The sequence below is a fragment of the Pseudomonas sp. FG47 genome (assembly GCF_057809115.1).
The window spans coordinates 68,156-82,798 of sequence record NZ_JBMDJI010000007.1 but is presented as its reverse complement, the minus strand read 5'-3'; the positions used below and the strand labels follow the sequence as shown (position 1 = coordinate 82,798).

The following is a 14,643-nucleotide window of genomic DNA, read 5'->3' as shown; positions in this document are numbered from 1 at the left end:
GCTGTTCGGCAATCGGTGGCGATGCAAGGCTGATCGCGATGAGTGGCCCCCTGCGCTCGCACGCCTGCGCCGTCGAATCAAGAGTGGCGGCGTGAGCGCATGCCTATAGGGTTTTGCTTATGAGAATTGAAATCATTACTATTGCAGCCCCATTCCCCGGACCCTCGCCATGAACCGCAAAGCCGCCGGTCTTCCCTTGAGCTACCGCCTGGCCGTGACTTCACGCAGCCTGGCTGCCTTGCTGGGCGGCTACCTGCTGGCGTCGATGGCCAGTGTCTGCATCACCCTGCTGGCGCCCATGAGCCAGGTGGACGCGACCATGACCGGCATGATGCTGTCGTTCGTGTTCTACCTGCTGGCGTTCCTCTGGTGCTTCGCCTGCCGCAGCGCCTGGCGCGCCTGGCTGGGGGTGCTGCTGCCGAGCGTGTTGCTGGGGGCGATCAACGGCCTGGCCTACTGGATGAAACAGCCATGAAAGAGGGCTTCCGCCAGGCGATGGCCTGGTTGCACACCTGGACCGGCCTGATCTTCGGCTGGCTGTTGTTCGCGATCTTCTTGACCGGGACGCTGTCGTACTTCAAGGATGAGATCAGCCACTGGACCCAACCGGAAATCCGCAGCCACGCGCTCGATCCCGCGGCCAGCCTGACGGCGGCGCAACGCTACCTGGAGGCCAACGCCGGGCACGCCGGTGGCTGGTTCATCCGCCTGCCCAGCGAGCGCGAGTCGGCGTTGAGCGTCGGTTGGCGCGATCCCGAGGCCGGCGGGCGACGGGGCTTCGTCAGCAAGACGCTGGATGCGCGCAGCGGCCAGGAAGTCGAGGCCCGCGACAGCCGGGGCGGCGAGTTCTTCTATCGTTTCCACTTCCAACTGCAGATGCCGCACCCTTGGGGCCGCTGGCTGTCGACCTTCTGCGCCTTCATCATGCTGCTCGGGCTGGTCACCGGGATCATCACCCACAAGAAGATCTTCAAGGAGTTCTTCACCTTCCGCCCCGGCAAGGGCCAGCGTTCCTGGCTCGATGGGCACAACGCCATCGGCGTGCTGGTGCTGCCGTTCCACCTGATGATCAGCTACAGCAGCCTGGTGATCTTCATGTACATGGTGATGCCGGCCAGCATCATGGCCAGCTATGGCGACAGCAACCGCTACTTCAGCGATGTGTTCGGCCGCGACCAGGTGCCCAAGGCGACGGCCCAGGCCGCGCCGCTGGTGCCGTTGGCCGAGCTGTACGGCAAGTTGCAGGCCCAGGCTCCGGGCGCGCGGCTGGGCTTCATTCAGGTGCAGAACCCCGGCGACCGCAACGCCCGCGTCACCTTCAACCGCGCGTCATCCGACAGCGTGGCCTACCGGCGCAGCGCCAACTGGACCTTCGACGGCGCCAGCGGCGCGCTGCTCACCCAGGGGGCGCCGGAAAGCGCGGCGATGTTGACCTCATTCACCTTTGTCGGCCTGCACATGGGTAACTTCGCCGGGCCCTGGTTGCGCTGGTTGTACTTCGTCTTTGGCGTGGCCGGCACCGCGGTGATCGGCACGGGCCTGGTGATGTGGCTGGGCAAGCGCCAGCTCAAGCACGCCAAGAGCGCACGCATGCCGGGCGAGCTGCGCCTGGTGGAGGTGCTCAATATCGCCAGCATGAGCGGCCTGATGCTGGCCGTGGCGGCGTTCTTCTGGGTCAACCGCCTGGTGCCGGCGACGCAGGAAGGGCGCGCCGACTGGGAGATCAATGGGTTCTTCCTGGCCTGGGGGCTGTCGTTGCTGCACGCGATGCTGCGCCCCGGGCGCCGCGCCTGGGGTGAACAGCTGGCGCTGGGTGCGCTGGCATTCGCGCTGTTGCCTGTGCTCAACGCGCTGACCACCGGGCAGGGCCTGAACCACTCCATCGCCGTGGGCGATTGGGCCATGGCCGGTTTCGACCTGACCGCGCTAGGCACCGGGCTGTTCCTGGCGTGGGCCGCCGGCAAGATGCTGCGCGCGCCCACGCCGGTGGCCAAGCGTGCGCCGCGTGCCGCGAAAACGGTGGAGGCGAGCGGATGCTGAGTGTCGCCCTGATCGGTTTCGCCGGTTTCGCCGGGCTGTGCCTGGCCATGGAAAAGCATTTCAACGAGCTGCTCGGGCGCAAGCCAACGGCTGTTCAGTTGCGAGCCTTGCGCTTCTGTGGCTGGGCTTTGCTGCTGCTGTCGCTGGTGCTCGCGGTGCAAGGGCGTGGCTGGGCGCTGGGGTTGGTGGAGTGGATTGCCGTGCTGATGGCCGGGGGCACCGTGTGGGTGTTCGGCCTGCCGTATCAACCTCGCCTGTTGCTGGGCCTGGCGACGGTGAGCCTGCTGCTCGGTCCGCTGCTCGCCTTGCTGGCGGTGTGAGGGCTTGAGCGAGCCGGGGGAAGTGATCGACGCCGAGCCCGACGGCGCCGGCCGAGCGCGCTTCGTCCAGGTGTTCCTGGCCCAGCGGGCGCGCATGGAGGCGCTGGTGAGCCGGCGCATCGGTTGCCGCGCCACCGCCTCGGACCTGGTCCAGGACCTGTTCCTGCGTTTCTGGCGCCGCCCCGAGGTCAAGGTCGAGGCCCTCGACACCTACCTGCTGCGCAGCGCCGGCAACCTGGCCATCGACTACCTGCGCAGCGAAGGCTCGCGTGATCGCGCCGCCGAAGGCCTGCATATCAACGACGACGAGCCAGGCACCCAGGCGCCCGAGCAGGCGTTGGAAGTTGTCCACGACCTGCAGCGTATCGAGTCGGCCCTGCGCGCCTTGCCCGAGCGTACTCGCCAGATCTTCCTGCTCAACCGCATCCACGGCTGCACCTACGGCGAGATCGCCAGAGCCATGCAGCTGTCCCAGAGCGCCGTGGAAAAGCATATGATGCGCGCCCTCGAAGCGTGCAAGGCGAGTGTTGCCGAAGCCGCCCCCCCTCCGCGCCGGCCAGGGAGCGCCCGTCGATGAATGTTGAACAGCCGATCACCGCCGAGCAGTCCCGAGCGGCCCTGCGTTGGCTGGGGCGGATCAACCAGCAGGCCGAACAGGCGCATGGCGCGGCGTTCAAGCGCTGGCTGCTGGAGGACCCCGCTCATCGCCGTGCTTATGCCGAGGCCGAGGCCCTGTGGCGCCTGAGCGAAGCCCCGGCGGCGCGCCTGGCCGCCGAAGAGCAGGACAGCCTGCGCCAGTACCTGGAAGCGATGCGGCGGCCTCGCCACACGAACCATTGGCGTCGTTTCGCGGTTGCGGCTTGCCTGGTGCTTGGAGTGGGAAGCGTGGCGGGTTGGCATCCACAGGCCTGGCTGCTGGACCTGCGCGCCGACTACAGCAGCGGCGAACAGCTGCGCCAGGTGACCCTGGCGGATCGCTCGCAGCTGACCCTGGATGCCGGCAGCGCGGTGGCCGTGGACTTCGACCATGGCGAGCGGCGGGTGCGGCTGTTGCGAGGTGCGGTGTTCTTCGAGGTGACCCATACCGGGCAGCCGTTCCTGGTCGAGGCCGGTGGCGGCGAGGTGCGTGTGCTGGGGACGCAGTTCGAAGTGCGTGAGCAGGCCGCCGGGGCCCAGGTGACCGTGCGCAGTGGGCGGGTAGCGGTGACGGCGGCCGAAGGGCAGCAGGCCCGGGAACTGACCGCCAACCAGCAGTTGGCCTACGCCGAGGGCGTGGCGGGTGGTGTCGAGGCGGTGGACAGTGAGGGCCGGCTGGCCTGGCGCCAGGGCTGGCTGAATTACTACCAGGTGCCGCTGGGGCAGGTGGTCGAGGATCTGGCGCGTTACTACCCGGGGCGGATCCTGTTGCTCGATGGCGAGTTGGCGCAGCGCAAGGTCAGTGGCAGTTTCCCGGTGACGGAGCCGCTGGTGGCGCTGGATTCGCTGGGCAAGGTGCTGGGCTTTTCGCGGCAGACGCTGCTGGGGCGGCTGACGGTGTTGCACTGATATTCAGCCCCCAAACGCAGGCGCTGTAGGAGCCTTGCTGGCGAACACCGGCGACGCGGTGGATGGCACCGGCGGCGCCGGTGTTCGCCGGCAAGGCCGGCTCCTACGGTGATCGCGCAGTGGCGCATAAAATTTTGAGCAGGGGGTGAGGTACTTCATCACGGCATCCGTGTAGTGAGTGGTAGTGCGATTCATTCGCAAACGTTCATCCCTCTCACAGGTCAGCGTCCATGAAGTTCACCCCGCTTTGCGTCCCTCTCTGGTTCGGCCTTTGCACCTTGCCCGCCCTGGCCCTGGCACCCCAGGCCCTGGCCGAACAGCAGCGCCAGGCCTATGTCTTCGCCCAACCGAGCCAGCCGCTGGCCCAGGCGCTCAACGCCTTCAGCCGGGCCACCGGGCAAAGTGTGGTCTACACCCTGGAACTGCCACGGCAACAGGCGCCCGCGCTCAATGGCACCTTCAGCGCCGAGCAGGCCCTGCAACAACTGCTGGGCAATTCCGGGCTGGCCTGGCGCCGCCTCGACGCCCGCACCCTGACCCTGGAACCTGTCGATACCTCCGGCGCGCTGAACCTGCAGGCCACCACCATCAACTCGCAGATGGACGACTACAGCTACCAGCCGCCGGCCAGCGCCTCGATCATGCGCGGCCAGGGTTCGACCCTGGAGATTCCCCAGGCGATCAACGTGGTGCCGGCCCAGGTGATTCGCGACCAGGCGCCACGCAACCTCGACGACGCGCTGTACAACGTCAGCGGCATCACCCAGGGCAACAACTTCGGCGGCACCGCCGACACCGTGATGAAGCGCGGCTTCGGCGACAACCGCGACGGCTCGATCATGCGCGACGGCATGCCGCTGGTGCAGGGCCGCGCGCTCAATGCCAGCACCGAGCGGGTGGAAGTGCTCAAGGGCCCGGCGTCGCTGCTGTATGGCATCCAGGACCCGGGCGGGGTGATCAACGTGGTCAGCAAGCGCCCGCAATTGCAGCAGTACAACGCCCTCACGCTGCGCGGCTCGACCTATGGCAGTGGCAAGAACGGCAGCGGTGGCGGCTTCGACAGCACCGGCGCGCTGGGCGACAGTCCGTTCGCCTACCGGCTGATCGTCGACCATGAGGACGAAGACTACTGGCGCAACTATGGTGTGCACCGCGAGTCGCTGGTGGCGCCGTCGCTGGCCTGGTACGGCGAGGACACGCAGGTGGTGCTGGCCTACGAGCACCGCGAATTTCTCTCGCCGTTCGACCGCGGCACGGCCATCAGCAACCGCACCAACCACCCGCTGGACATCCCCGCCACGCGCCGCCTGGACGAGCCGTTCAACGACATGGAAGGGCGCTCCGACCTGTATCGCCTGGAGGTCGATCACCAGCTCGCCGACGACTGGAAGCTGCATGTCGGCTACAGCTTCAATCGTGAAACCTACGACGCCAGCCAGGTGCGCGTGACCGGCGTCAACGACGCGCGTGGCACGCTCACCCGCAGCATCGACGGCACCCACGGCGCCATGAGCCGCGATCAGTTCGCCACCTTCAGCCTCAACGGCAGCGTGCAACTGGCGGGGCTGCAGCATGACTTGCTGGTGGGGGTCGACCATGAGGACCGCAAGGTCTACCGCGCCGATCTGATCCGCCAGGCCAGTCGCTCGACCTTCAGCTACCTCGACCCGGTGTACGACCGCGAAGTCGAAGGCAGCGCCGTGCGTGCCAGCGACAGCGACCAGACCGACAAGCTGCGCACCGACGCGCTGTTCTTCCAGGATGCCCTGCACCTGGACGAGCACTGGATCCTGGTGGCCGGCGCACGCTTGCAGCAGTACGACCAATACGCTGGCCGCGGTCGCCCGTTCAGTGCCAACACCGATACCCGTGATCGTGCTTGGGTACCCCATGCGGGGGTCGTGTACAAAGTGGACGAGCAGCTGTCGTTCTATGGCAGCTACAGCGAGTCGTTCAAGCCCAATTCCAGCATCGCGCCATTGACCGGTGGGCTGGTGCTGGACGCGTCGGTCGCCCCGGAGGAGGGCAAGTCCTGGGAACTGGGGGCCAAGCTCGACATGCCCGGGCGACTCTCCGGCACGCTGGCGCTGTTCGACATCACCAAGCGCAATGTGCTGGTGTCCAACTTCGATACCAACACCGGTGAGACCTTGTACAGCAATGCCGGTGAGGTCAGCTCCCGTGGCGTCGAGCTGGACCTGGCCGGCCAGCTCAGCGAGCGCTGGAGCCTGATCGGCGCCTATGCCTTCACCGATGCCGAGGTGACCCAGGACCCGGACCTGAAGGGCAACCGCTTGCAGAACGTCGCCCGCCATAGTGGTTCGCTGTCGGCGGTGTACGACCATGGCAGTTTGTTCGGCGGTGATCGACTGCGCCTGGGGGCGGGCGCGCGCTATGTGGGGGAGCGTGCGGGGAACGCGACCAACGACTTCGACCTGCCGGCCTATACCGTCGCCGATGCCTTCGCCAGCTACGAGACCCAGCTCGACGAGCACAAGGTGCGCCTGCAACTGAACGTGAAGAACCTGTTCGACAAGGTGTACTACAGCTCGGCGGTGAATCGGTATTTCGTGGCGATCGGCGATGCGCGGCAGGTGAGCCTGTCGAGTACCTTCGAGTTCTAGTGCACTGGCACTGTAGGAGCCAGCCTTGCTGGCGATGCAAGGCGCAGCCTTGCCCTGTACCTTGAGGACGCCTTCGCCAGCAAGGCTGGCTCCTACAGTTGCGTGTACACCAGAATCAACCGGCGAACGCTGCCCGGTACTCACCCGGCGTCGCCCCCAGCGCCTGCCTGAAGCGGTTGCTGAAATGGCTGGCGCTGGCGAATCCGCACAACAGCGCCACCTCGCCCAAGGGCAACGCCCCCGAGCGCAGCAACTGGCAGGCGCGATGTAGCCGCCTGGCCAGCAGGTACTGATGGGGCGGCAGGCCGAAACTGGCGCGGAACATCCGCGCGAAATGGTATTCGGACAAGTTGCAGCGCAGCGCCAGTTCGCCCAGCGTCAGCGGTTGCTCGAGGTTGGCTTCGATAAAGTCGAGCAACTGGCGGCGCTGGTGTGGCGCCAGACCGCCCTTGAGCTTGAGCCCCTGGCGCAGGCCAACCTGATTGAGCACGGCGTGGTCGATGATGTCGTGGGCCAGGCTGCTGGCCAGCAGACGCTCACCGGGCTCGGCCCAGTCCAGGCCGATCAGCTGGCGGAAGCGCCGGGCTTGTTGCCGGTCGTCAAGGAAGGTCGCTTCGCGCAGTTGCAGCTCACGCGGCTCGCGGTCCAGCAGGCGCGTGCAGCCGAGGGCGAACTGTTCCTCGTTGATATACAGGTGGGCCAGGCGGATCGAGCCATTGATCACCCAGTTCGATTCATGGCCGGCGGGCATCACGCACAGTTTGTCGGGCGCGCCGCGCTCGCCCGGGCGCTGGCGACGGAAGGTGCCGGTGCCGTCGGCGATGTAGCACGACAGCGTGTGATGGCTGGGGGCCTGGTAGTCGCGGGCATCGTCACGGTTGCTCCACAGCGCCGCCGCCAGCCCGTCGCCCAGGTGCGCGCTCAGCTCCAGGCGGGCGTGGGGCGAGGCGTTCAGGGCATTGAAAACCTGCAGGTGGTCGAGTGCGGGCATGGGTGGTTCCTCTGGCGCCCATCGTACTGCGCGCGGGGCGCGCTGGCAGCTACCTGGGGTGGAAAAGCGCAAGTTTTTGCAAGCCGGAACAAACAGGGCGTTGGACACTGACAGTGGGCATGTCGTCTCGGTTGTTCGCCGGCAAGCCCGCTCCTACAGCGTCCCCGTAGGAGCCGGCTTGCCGGCGAAGGCCGCAACGCGGCCCTTGGCTCAACACCCGGAGGACTGCCATGAACCTGTCGCTCTACCTGCTCACCGTCCTGATCTGGGGCACTACCTGGATCGCCCTGAAGTGGCAACTGGGCACGGTCGCCATCCCGGTGTCGATCGTCTACCGCTTCGCCCTGGCCGGGCTGATCCTGTTCGCCTTCCTGCTGCTCACCCGCCGCCTGCAACCGATGAACCGGCGTGGGCACTTGGTGTGCCTGGCCCAGGGCTTGTGCCTGTTCTGCGTCAACTTCATGTGTTTCCTCACTGCCAGCCAGTGGGTCGCCAGCGGCCTGATCGCCGTGGTGTTCTCCACCGCCACGTTGTGGAACGCCATCAATGCGCGGATCTTCTTCGGCCAGAAGATCGCCGCCAACGTGCTTGGTGGCGGCGCCCTGGGCCTGCTCGGGTTGGGGCTGCTGTTCTGGCCGGAGCTGTCGCACCACGCGGCCAGCCGCGAAACCTTGTATGGGCTGGGGCTGGGCCTGCTCGGCACCTTGTGCTTCTCGGCGGGCAACATGCTCTCCAGCGTGCAACAGAAGGCTGGTCTCAAGCCGCTGACCACGAACGCCTGGGGCATGCTCTACGGCGCCTCGATGCTGGCGCTGTACTGTGTGCTCAGCGGTATTCCCTTCACCATGGAGTGGAATGCCCGCTATGTCGGCGCGCTGCTGTACCTGGTGATTCCGGGGTCGGTGATCGCCTTCACCGCCTACCTGACCCTGGTCGGGCGCATGGGGCCGGAGCGGGCCGCCTATTGCACGGTGCTGTTCCCGCTGGTGGCGCTGAATGTCTCGGCGTTCGCCGAGGGTTACCAGTGGACGGCGCCAGCGTTGTTGGGGTTGGTGGCGGTGATGGCGGGTAATGTGCTGGTGTTTCGCAAGTCGAAGCCGAGGCAGGTTACTGGTGCATTGCCAGCGAAGTGAGCGCTTGCCCCGCGATCGAGCCTTCAGCCTTTCCACACCTGCGGATTGACCAAATCCTGTGGGCGTTCGCCGAGCAGCGCAGTGCGCAGGTTGTCGATGGCCCGATTGGCCATGGCCTCGCGGGTCTCGGCGGTGGCCGAGCCGATGTGGGGCAGGGTCAGGGCATTAGGCTGCTTGAACAGCGGCGAGTCGGCGAGCGGCTCTTTCTCGTACACATCCAGCCCGGCACCACGAATCGTGCCGTTTTGCAGCGCCTCGACCAGCTCCGCCTCGTCCACCACCGGCCCGCGGGCGATGTTGATCAGGAATGCGCTGGGCTTCATCAGTTTCAGCTCACGGGCACCGATCAGCTTGCGGGTGGCGTCGGACAGCGGCACCACCAGGCAGACGAAATCGGCTTCTGCTAACAGCTCATCCAGGCTGCGAAATTGCGCGCCCAACTCCTGTTCCAGCGCGGTCTTGCGATTGTTGCCGGTGTACAGCACCTGCATGTTGAAACCGAAACGGCCACGCCGGGCGATGGCAGCGCCGATGTTGCCCAGGCCGACGATGCCCAGTTTCTTGCCGTGCACATCGCAGCCGAACTGCGCCGGGCCGACGGTGGCCTGCCAGTGGCCGGCCTTGGTCCAGGCGTCCAGTTCGGCGGTGCGTCGGGCGCAGCCCATTATGAGGGCGAAGCCCAGGTCGGCGGTGCTTTCGGTAAGCACGTCGGGGGTGTTGGTCAGGGCGATGCCACGCTCGTTGAAATAGTCCAGGTCGTAGTTGTCGTAGCCGACCGAGACGCTGGACACCACCTCCAGCTTGCCGGCGCCCTCGAGTTGCGCACGGCCCAGCTTGCGACCGACGCCGATCAGGCCGTGGGCCTCGGGCAGCGCTTCGTTGAACTGGGCGGCGATGTCGCCCAGCTTGGGGTTGGGCACGATCACGTTGAAGTCATGTTGCAGGCGCTCGGCCATGGCCTGGGTGATGCGGCTGAAGGCTAGGACGGTCTTTTTCATCGGGCTGCTTCTCTGCAAAACGAGCGGGGGCTGCCTTATCGCGGGGCAAGCCCGCTCCCATGCATGCAGTGGAGCACTCGTGGGAGCGGACTTGCCGCGCGATGACGGCGTCATTGCTTAGCAACCTACCATTGCCGTCCATTGCAATGCACCGGCTTTTTCAGTTGGCGATCAGCAGCTCGTGGGTTTTCAGGTCGGCCTCGTGGGCGGCGAGGATCTCCGGCAGCGAGTTGCGCAGGTACTCGACCCAGGTCTTGATCTTGGCATCCAGGTACTGGCGCGACGGGTAGATCGCGTACAGGTTCAGCTCCTGCAGGCGGTACTGCGGCAGGATCCGCACCAAGCTGCCGTCGCGCAGGCCGTCGATGGCGGTGTAGATCGGCAGCACGCCCACGCCCATGCCGCTGCGGATCGCGGTTTTCATCGCATCGGCCGAGTTCACCTGGAACGGCGAACTGGTGATGTTGACCACCTCCTGTCCCTCGGGCCCGTCGAACAGCCATTTTTCCAGCGGGATCACCGGGCTGACCATGCGCAGGCAGGCATGCTTGAGCAGGTCGGCGGGCTTGTGGGCGAAGCCGTGGCGGGCCACGTAGTCGGGCGAGGCGCAGACGATGCTGTAGGTGATGCCCAGGCGCTGGGAGACGAAGCCGGAGTCCGGCAGCTCGCTGGCCAGGACGATGGACACGTCGTAGCCCTCGTCGAGCAGGTCGGGCACACGGTTGGCCATGGTCAGATCGAAGGTGACATCCGGGTGCGACTCGCGGTAGCGGGCGATGGCGTCGACCACGAAATGCTGGCCGACCCCGGTCATCGAGTGCACCTTCAGCTGCCCGGCGGGGCGGGCGTGGGCATCGCTGGCCTCGGCCTCGGCTTCCTCCACAAAAGTAAGAATCTGCTCGCAGCGCATCAGGTAGCGCTTGCCGGCCTCGGTCAGCGCGATGCGCCGGGTGGTGCGGTTGAGCAGGCGGGTTTGCAGATGGGCTTCCAGGTTGGAGACCGCCCGCGACACGTTCGCGGTGGTCGTATCCAGTTGCGCCGCGGCAGCGGTGAAGCTGCCGAGCTGGGCCACGCAACTGAAAGCACGCATGTTTTGCAGGGTGTCCATGGGTCACTCTCGGTTTAGAGGACAAAATTGTGACATGAAGTAACTATCTGTCGCTTCCGACTAAAGCCGGATTATCGCTGTTTTGGTAACAAAGATTCGCAGGAATATACGCTTATCGCCACTCCACGCGCCCCCTAGAATTGCTCGGCCCCTCCACCTCTTCCTCGGGAAATCGCAGCTGTGCCGCGTCGCCACATCAGAGCGCTCCATGCGTTCAGTGCCTGTGCCCTTTGTCTCACCTTGAGCGGCTGTATCGGAACCTGGGGCATCGCCCCGCAAAGCAAGACCCTTCAAGCCAACCAACTGACCATCGACGACGCGATCCGCGAGGCCGCGCGTGACGCCCATTGGCCGGCCCAGCAGTGGTGGCGCGCCTATGCCGACCCGCAGCTCGACGGCTGGATCGCCCAGGCCCTGGCCGGCAGCCCGAGCCTGGCCATGGCGGCCGCCCGGGTGCGTGAAGCCAAGGCCCTGGCCGGCGTGGTCGAGTCGGCGGAAAAACTCCAGGCTAACGGCAACGCCTCGCTCAAGCGCCACAACTGGCCGGAAGATCAGTTCTACGGCCCCGGCGCGCTGTCGGGTGCCAATACCTGGGACAACAATGCCAGCATTGGCTTGAGCTACGCGCTGGACCTCTGGGGCCGCGAGCGCAATGCCAGCGAGCAGGCCGTGGACCAGGCGCATGTGAGCGTGGCCGAGGCGCGCCAGGCGCAGTTGGAGCTTGAGAACAACGTGGTGCGCGCCTACATCCAGCTCAGCCTGCATTATGCCCAGCGTGATATCGTCCAGGCCGAACTGGCCCAGCAGGAGCAGATCCTCGCCCTGGCCAAGCGCCGCCTCGATGGCGGCATCGGCACCCATTTCGAGGTCAGCCAGGCCGAGGCACCCTTGCCCGAGACCCACCGGCAGATCGACAGCCTCAACGAAGAGATCGCCCTGACCCGCAACCAGCTCGCGGCCCTGGCCGGCAAGGGCCCGGGGGAGGGCGCGAAGCTGCAGCGGCCGAGCCTGGCCCTTGCCGCACCGTTGCAGTTGCCGTCGAACCTGCCCGCCGAACTGGTCGGCCAGCGCCCCGACGTGGTCGCCAGCCGCTGGCAGGTGGCGGCCCAGGCCCGCGGGATCGACGTGGCCCACGCCGGCTTCTTCCCCAACGTCGACCTGGTCGGCAGCCTCGGCTTCATGGCCACCGGTGGCGGCCCGCTGGAGTTTCTCACCGGGCGCAAGTTCAACTACAACGTCGGCCCGGCCATCAGCCTGCCGATCTTCGACGGTGGCCGCCTGCGTTCGCAGCTGGGCGTGGCCTCGGCTGGCTATGACGTCGCCGTGGCGCGCTACAACCAGACGGTGATCGGCGCGCTGAAGAACATTTCCGACCAGCTGATTCGCCGTGAATCGATGAAGGAACAGTCGCACTTCGCCGCCGAGAGCGTGGCCGCGGCGCAGAAAACCTACGACATCGCCATGATTGCCTTCCAGCGTGGCCTGACCGACTACCTCAACGTGCTCAATGCGCAGACGTTGCTGTTCCGCCAGCAACAGGTGCAGCAGCAGGTACAGGCCGCGCGCCTGGTGGCCCATGCCGAATTGGTCACTGCCCTGGGCGGGGGCCTGGAGGCAGGCAAGGACGTGCCGGACGAACAGCGTCAGGCCGCACCGAAAACCCCGGCCACCCTGGCCATCTTCGACAAGCCGGACCACGCCGAATGAGCACATCGAGTTTGCCCCTGCGCTGGCTGCGGAGCCTGGAATGGCGCCGCGGCTTCTTTGCCTGGGCGCGCACCGACGGCGTCACCTGGGTGTATATCCTGAAGGTCCTGGCCGCCGCCTTCATCACCCTGTGGCTGGCCATGCGCCTGGAGTTGCCGCAGCCGCGCACGGCGATGATCACCGTGTTCATCGTCATGCAGCCGCAGAGCGGCCATGTGTTCGCCAAGAGCTTCTACCGGGTGCTCGGCACCCTGGCCGGCTCGGCGATGATGATCGCGTTGATCGCGATCTTCCCGCAGAACACCGAGTTGTTCCTGCCCAGCCTGGCCCTGTGGGTCGGCCTGTGCTCGGCCGGCGCCATGCGTTATCGCACCTTCCGCGCCTATGGCTTCGTGCTGGCCGGCTACACCGCGGCGATGATTGGCCTGCCGGTGTTGCAGCACCCCGACCAGGCGTTCATGGCGGCGGTGTGGCGGGTGCTGGAAATCGCCCTGGGCATCCTAGTGTCGACCTTCGTCAGCGCCGCGATCCTGCCGCAGTCGGCCAGCGCCGCCATGCGCAATGCCTTGTACCAGCGCTTCGGCACCTTCGCCGCGGTGGTGGTCGAGGCCCTGCGCGGCGATAGCCAACGCGATCGCTACGAGACCAGCAACGTGCGCTTCGTCGCCGAGGCCGTGGGCCTTGAGAGCCTGCGCAATGTCACCGCTTTCGAAGACCCGCACATGCGTCGGCGCTCTGGCCGGCTGGTGCGCATGAACAGCGAGTTCATGGCCATCACCACCCGTTTCAACGCCCTGCACCGCTTGCTCGAACGCTTGCGCGCGCGCGGCCCGCTGCAGATCGTCAGTGCGATCGAACCGGGTATCGAAACCCTCGCGCAATTGCTCCAGCCCTACGTTGGCCGCGCCCTCACCGATGCCGACGCGCTGCGCCTGGCACTGGAGCTGGGCACCTACAAGGAAGGCTTGCAGGCCCAGGTGCGCGGCCTGCGTGGCGAATACCTGGAGACCGGCCCCAGCGAGTCCGACCTGCTCGATTTCCACACGGCGTTCGAGTTGCTGTACCGCTTCGTCGACGAGATGTACAGCTATGCCGAGACCCACGCCTCGCTGGCCGTGCACAAGCATGAGCGCGAGCACTGGGATGAGCCCTATGTGGCCCAGACCAGCTGGCTGGTGTCGTTGGCCGCCGGCGTGCGAGCCTCGGCGGTGCTGTTGCTGCTGGGCAGCTACTGGTTGCTCAGCGACTGGCCCAGCGGCGGCATGATGACGCTGATCGCCACGGTCACCGTGTGCCTGTCGGCGGCCTCGCCGAACCCCAAGCGCATGTCGTTCCAGATGGCCTGCGGCACGGCGATCGGGGCGTTCGTCGGCTTCTTCGAAACCTTCTTCGTGTTCCCCTGGATCGATGGCTTCGCGCTGCTGTGCATGGTCCTGGCGCCGGTGTTCGTGCTCGGCGCGTTCCTCGCCTCGCGCCCGGCCTATGCCGGTTATGGCCTGGGCCTGCTGGTGTTCTTCGCCATCGGCTCGGTGCCCAACAACCTGACGGTCTACGACCCCTATGCCTTCATCAACGACTACATCGGCATGGTCATCGGCATGTTCGTCTGCGCCGCCGCTGGCGCGATCATCCTGCCGCCCAACAGCCGCTGGCTGTGGAGCCGGCTGGAGCAGGAACTGCGCGAGCAGGTGCTGTTCGCCATCGGTGGGCGTCTGCGTGGCCTGGGCTCGGCGTTCGAGAGCCGCACCCGCGACCTGCTGCACCAGGCCTATGGCCTGGCCGCCGGCAAGCCGCAGGTGCAGAGCGAACTGATGGGCTGGATGTTCACGGTGCTGGAGATCGGCCACGCCATCATCGAGCTGCGCAAGGAGCAGGCGCGGGCGCCGATCCACCCGGCCTATGCCGAGTCGCAGCCCTGGCGCCAGGCCATCCGCGTGATGGGCCGCGCCCTGGCGCGCTTGTTCCTGCAACCCAGCGCCAGCAACCATGAGCGCGCCCTGGTGGCGGTGGACCATGCCATCAGCCGCGTGCAGGCCACCGACGAACCCTTCGCCCGGCACTTCGACACCTCGGTGCTGCGCCGCGCGCAAAGCTACCTGCACTTCATCCGTTCCTCCCTGCTCGACCCACAGTCGCCGCTGGCACCGGCGAAAGGACTGCACGATGCTCCGTGAAAC

12 protein-coding genes are annotated in these 14,643 nt (G+C 66.5%); 9 read left to right on the top strand and 3 right to left on the bottom strand.

Annotated features, from left to right (window positions below; translation table 11 throughout):
* Window positions 1–169: 169 nt before the first annotated feature.
* The 6 genes from ACODS5_RS08590 (at window position 170) to ACODS5_RS08565 (ending at window position 6,529) form a co-directional block, all read left to right on the top strand.
* On the top strand, window positions 170–475 hold the full coding sequence (locus ACODS5_RS08590; protein WP_134691192.1) for a DUF3649 domain-containing protein: 306 nt from the start codon (window positions 170–172) through the stop codon (window positions 473–475).
* Window positions 472–2,040, top strand: coding sequence for a PepSY-associated TM helix domain-containing protein (locus ACODS5_RS08585; RefSeq protein ID WP_134691190.1), 1,569 nt, complete (start codon window positions 472–474; stop codon window positions 2,038–2,040). The genes ACODS5_RS08590 and ACODS5_RS08585 overlap by 4 nt, the downstream gene beginning before the upstream one ends.
* Window positions 2,034–2,360 carry a DUF3325 domain-containing protein gene (locus ACODS5_RS08580; protein ID WP_134691188.1) on the top strand — a complete coding sequence of 109 codons (327 nt, stop codon included), beginning with the start codon at window positions 2,034–2,036 and terminating at the stop codon, window positions 2,358–2,360. The genes ACODS5_RS08585 and ACODS5_RS08580 overlap by 7 nt, the downstream gene beginning before the upstream one ends.
* 4 nt (window positions 2,361–2,364) lie before the next feature.
* Entirely contained in the window at window positions 2,365–2,937 is a 573-nt protein-coding gene (locus ACODS5_RS08575) for an RNA polymerase sigma factor (protein WP_134691186.1), read from the top strand.
* Window positions 2,934–3,905, top strand: coding sequence for a FecR family protein (locus tag ACODS5_RS08570; RefSeq protein ID WP_134691184.1), 972 nt, complete (start codon window positions 2,934–2,936; stop codon window positions 3,903–3,905). The genes ACODS5_RS08575 and ACODS5_RS08570 overlap by 4 nt, the downstream gene beginning before the upstream one ends.
* Window positions 3,906–4,135: 230 nt before the next feature.
* The gene (locus tag ACODS5_RS08565) at window positions 4,136–6,529 is read left to right on the top strand and encodes a TonB-dependent siderophore receptor (RefSeq protein ID WP_489108401.1); all 2,394 of its coding nucleotides are present in this window, start codon (window positions 4,136–4,138) and stop codon (window positions 6,527–6,529) included.
* A gap of 115 nt (window positions 6,530–6,644) precedes the next feature.
* Here the strand turns inward: ACODS5_RS08565 and ACODS5_RS08560 are convergent, their stop codons facing one another.
* The gene (locus ACODS5_RS08560; protein WP_134691180.1) at window positions 6,645–7,520 is read right to left on the bottom strand and encodes a helix-turn-helix domain-containing protein; all 876 of its coding nucleotides are present in this window, start codon (window positions 7,518–7,520) and stop codon (window positions 6,645–6,647) included.
* Window positions 7,521–7,750: 230 nt separating this feature from the next.
* Between ACODS5_RS08560 and ACODS5_RS08555 the strand changes: the two genes are divergently transcribed.
* Window positions 7,751–8,653 carry a DMT family transporter gene (locus ACODS5_RS08555; protein ID WP_134691178.1) on the top strand — a complete coding sequence of 301 codons (903 nt, stop codon included), beginning with the start codon at window positions 7,751–7,753 and terminating at the stop codon, window positions 8,651–8,653.
* Between the two features lie 23 nt (window positions 8,654–8,676).
* On the opposite strand, the gene ACODS5_RS08550 is transcribed toward ACODS5_RS08555, so the two are convergent.
* Together ACODS5_RS08550 and ACODS5_RS08545 are read right to left on the bottom strand one after the other, a co-directional pair.
* The gene (locus ACODS5_RS08550) at window positions 8,677–9,651 is read right to left on the bottom strand and encodes a 2-hydroxyacid dehydrogenase (protein WP_489108400.1); all 975 of its coding nucleotides are present in this window, start codon (window positions 9,649–9,651) and stop codon (window positions 8,677–8,679) included.
* A 160-nt stretch (window positions 9,652–9,811) separates the two neighbouring features.
* Complete coding sequence (locus ACODS5_RS08545; protein ID WP_134691174.1) at window positions 9,812–10,759, bottom strand: LysR family transcriptional regulator; 948 nt, start codon at window positions 10,757–10,759, stop codon at window positions 9,812–9,814.
* A 180-nt stretch (window positions 10,760–10,939) separates the two neighbouring features.
* Between ACODS5_RS08545 and ACODS5_RS08540 the strand changes: the two genes are divergently transcribed.
* The gene (locus ACODS5_RS08540) at window positions 10,940–12,466 is read left to right on the top strand and encodes an efflux transporter outer membrane subunit (RefSeq protein ID WP_489108399.1); all 1,527 of its coding nucleotides are present in this window, start codon (window positions 10,940–10,942) and stop codon (window positions 12,464–12,466) included.
* Window positions 12,463–14,640, top strand: coding sequence for an FUSC family protein (locus ACODS5_RS08535; RefSeq protein WP_489108398.1), 2,178 nt, complete (start codon window positions 12,463–12,465; stop codon window positions 14,638–14,640). The genes ACODS5_RS08540 and ACODS5_RS08535 overlap by 4 nt, the downstream gene beginning before the upstream one ends.
* Window positions 14,641–14,643 lie beyond the last annotated feature (3 nt).

Bases quoted from the DNA above. Each gene is read 5' to 3' on its own strand.
- ACODS5_RS08590 (WP_134691192.1), top strand. From the start codon at position 170: ATGAACCGCAAAGCCGCCGGTCTTCCCTTGAGCTACCGCCTGGCCGTG.
- ACODS5_RS08585 (WP_134691190.1), top strand. From the start codon at position 472: ATGAAAGAGGGCTTCCGCCAGGCGATGGCCTGGTTGCACACCTGGACC.
- ACODS5_RS08580 (WP_134691188.1), top strand. From the start codon at position 2,034: ATGCTGAGTGTCGCCCTGATCGGTTTCGCCGGTTTCGCCGGGCTGTGC.
- ACODS5_RS08570 (WP_134691184.1), top strand. From the start codon at position 2,934: ATGAATGTTGAACAGCCGATCACCGCCGAGCAGTCCCGAGCGGCCCTG.
- ACODS5_RS08565 (WP_489108401.1), top strand. From the start codon at position 4,136: ATGAAGTTCACCCCGCTTTGCGTCCCTCTCTGGTTCGGCCTTTGCACC.
- ACODS5_RS08560 (WP_134691180.1), bottom strand. From the start codon at position 7,520: ATGCCCGCACTCGACCACCTGCAGGTTTTCAATGCCCTGAACGCCTCG.
- ACODS5_RS08555 (WP_134691178.1), top strand. From the start codon at position 7,751: ATGAACCTGTCGCTCTACCTGCTCACCGTCCTGATCTGGGGCACTACC.
- ACODS5_RS08550 (WP_489108400.1), bottom strand. From the start codon at position 9,651: ATGAAAAAGACCGTCCTAGCCTTCAGCCGCATCACCCAGGCCATGGCC.
- ACODS5_RS08545 (WP_134691174.1), bottom strand. From the start codon at position 10,759: ATGGACACCCTGCAAAACATGCGTGCTTTCAGTTGCGTGGCCCAGCTC.
- ACODS5_RS08535 (WP_489108398.1), top strand. From the start codon at position 12,463: ATGAGCACATCGAGTTTGCCCCTGCGCTGGCTGCGGAGCCTGGAATGG.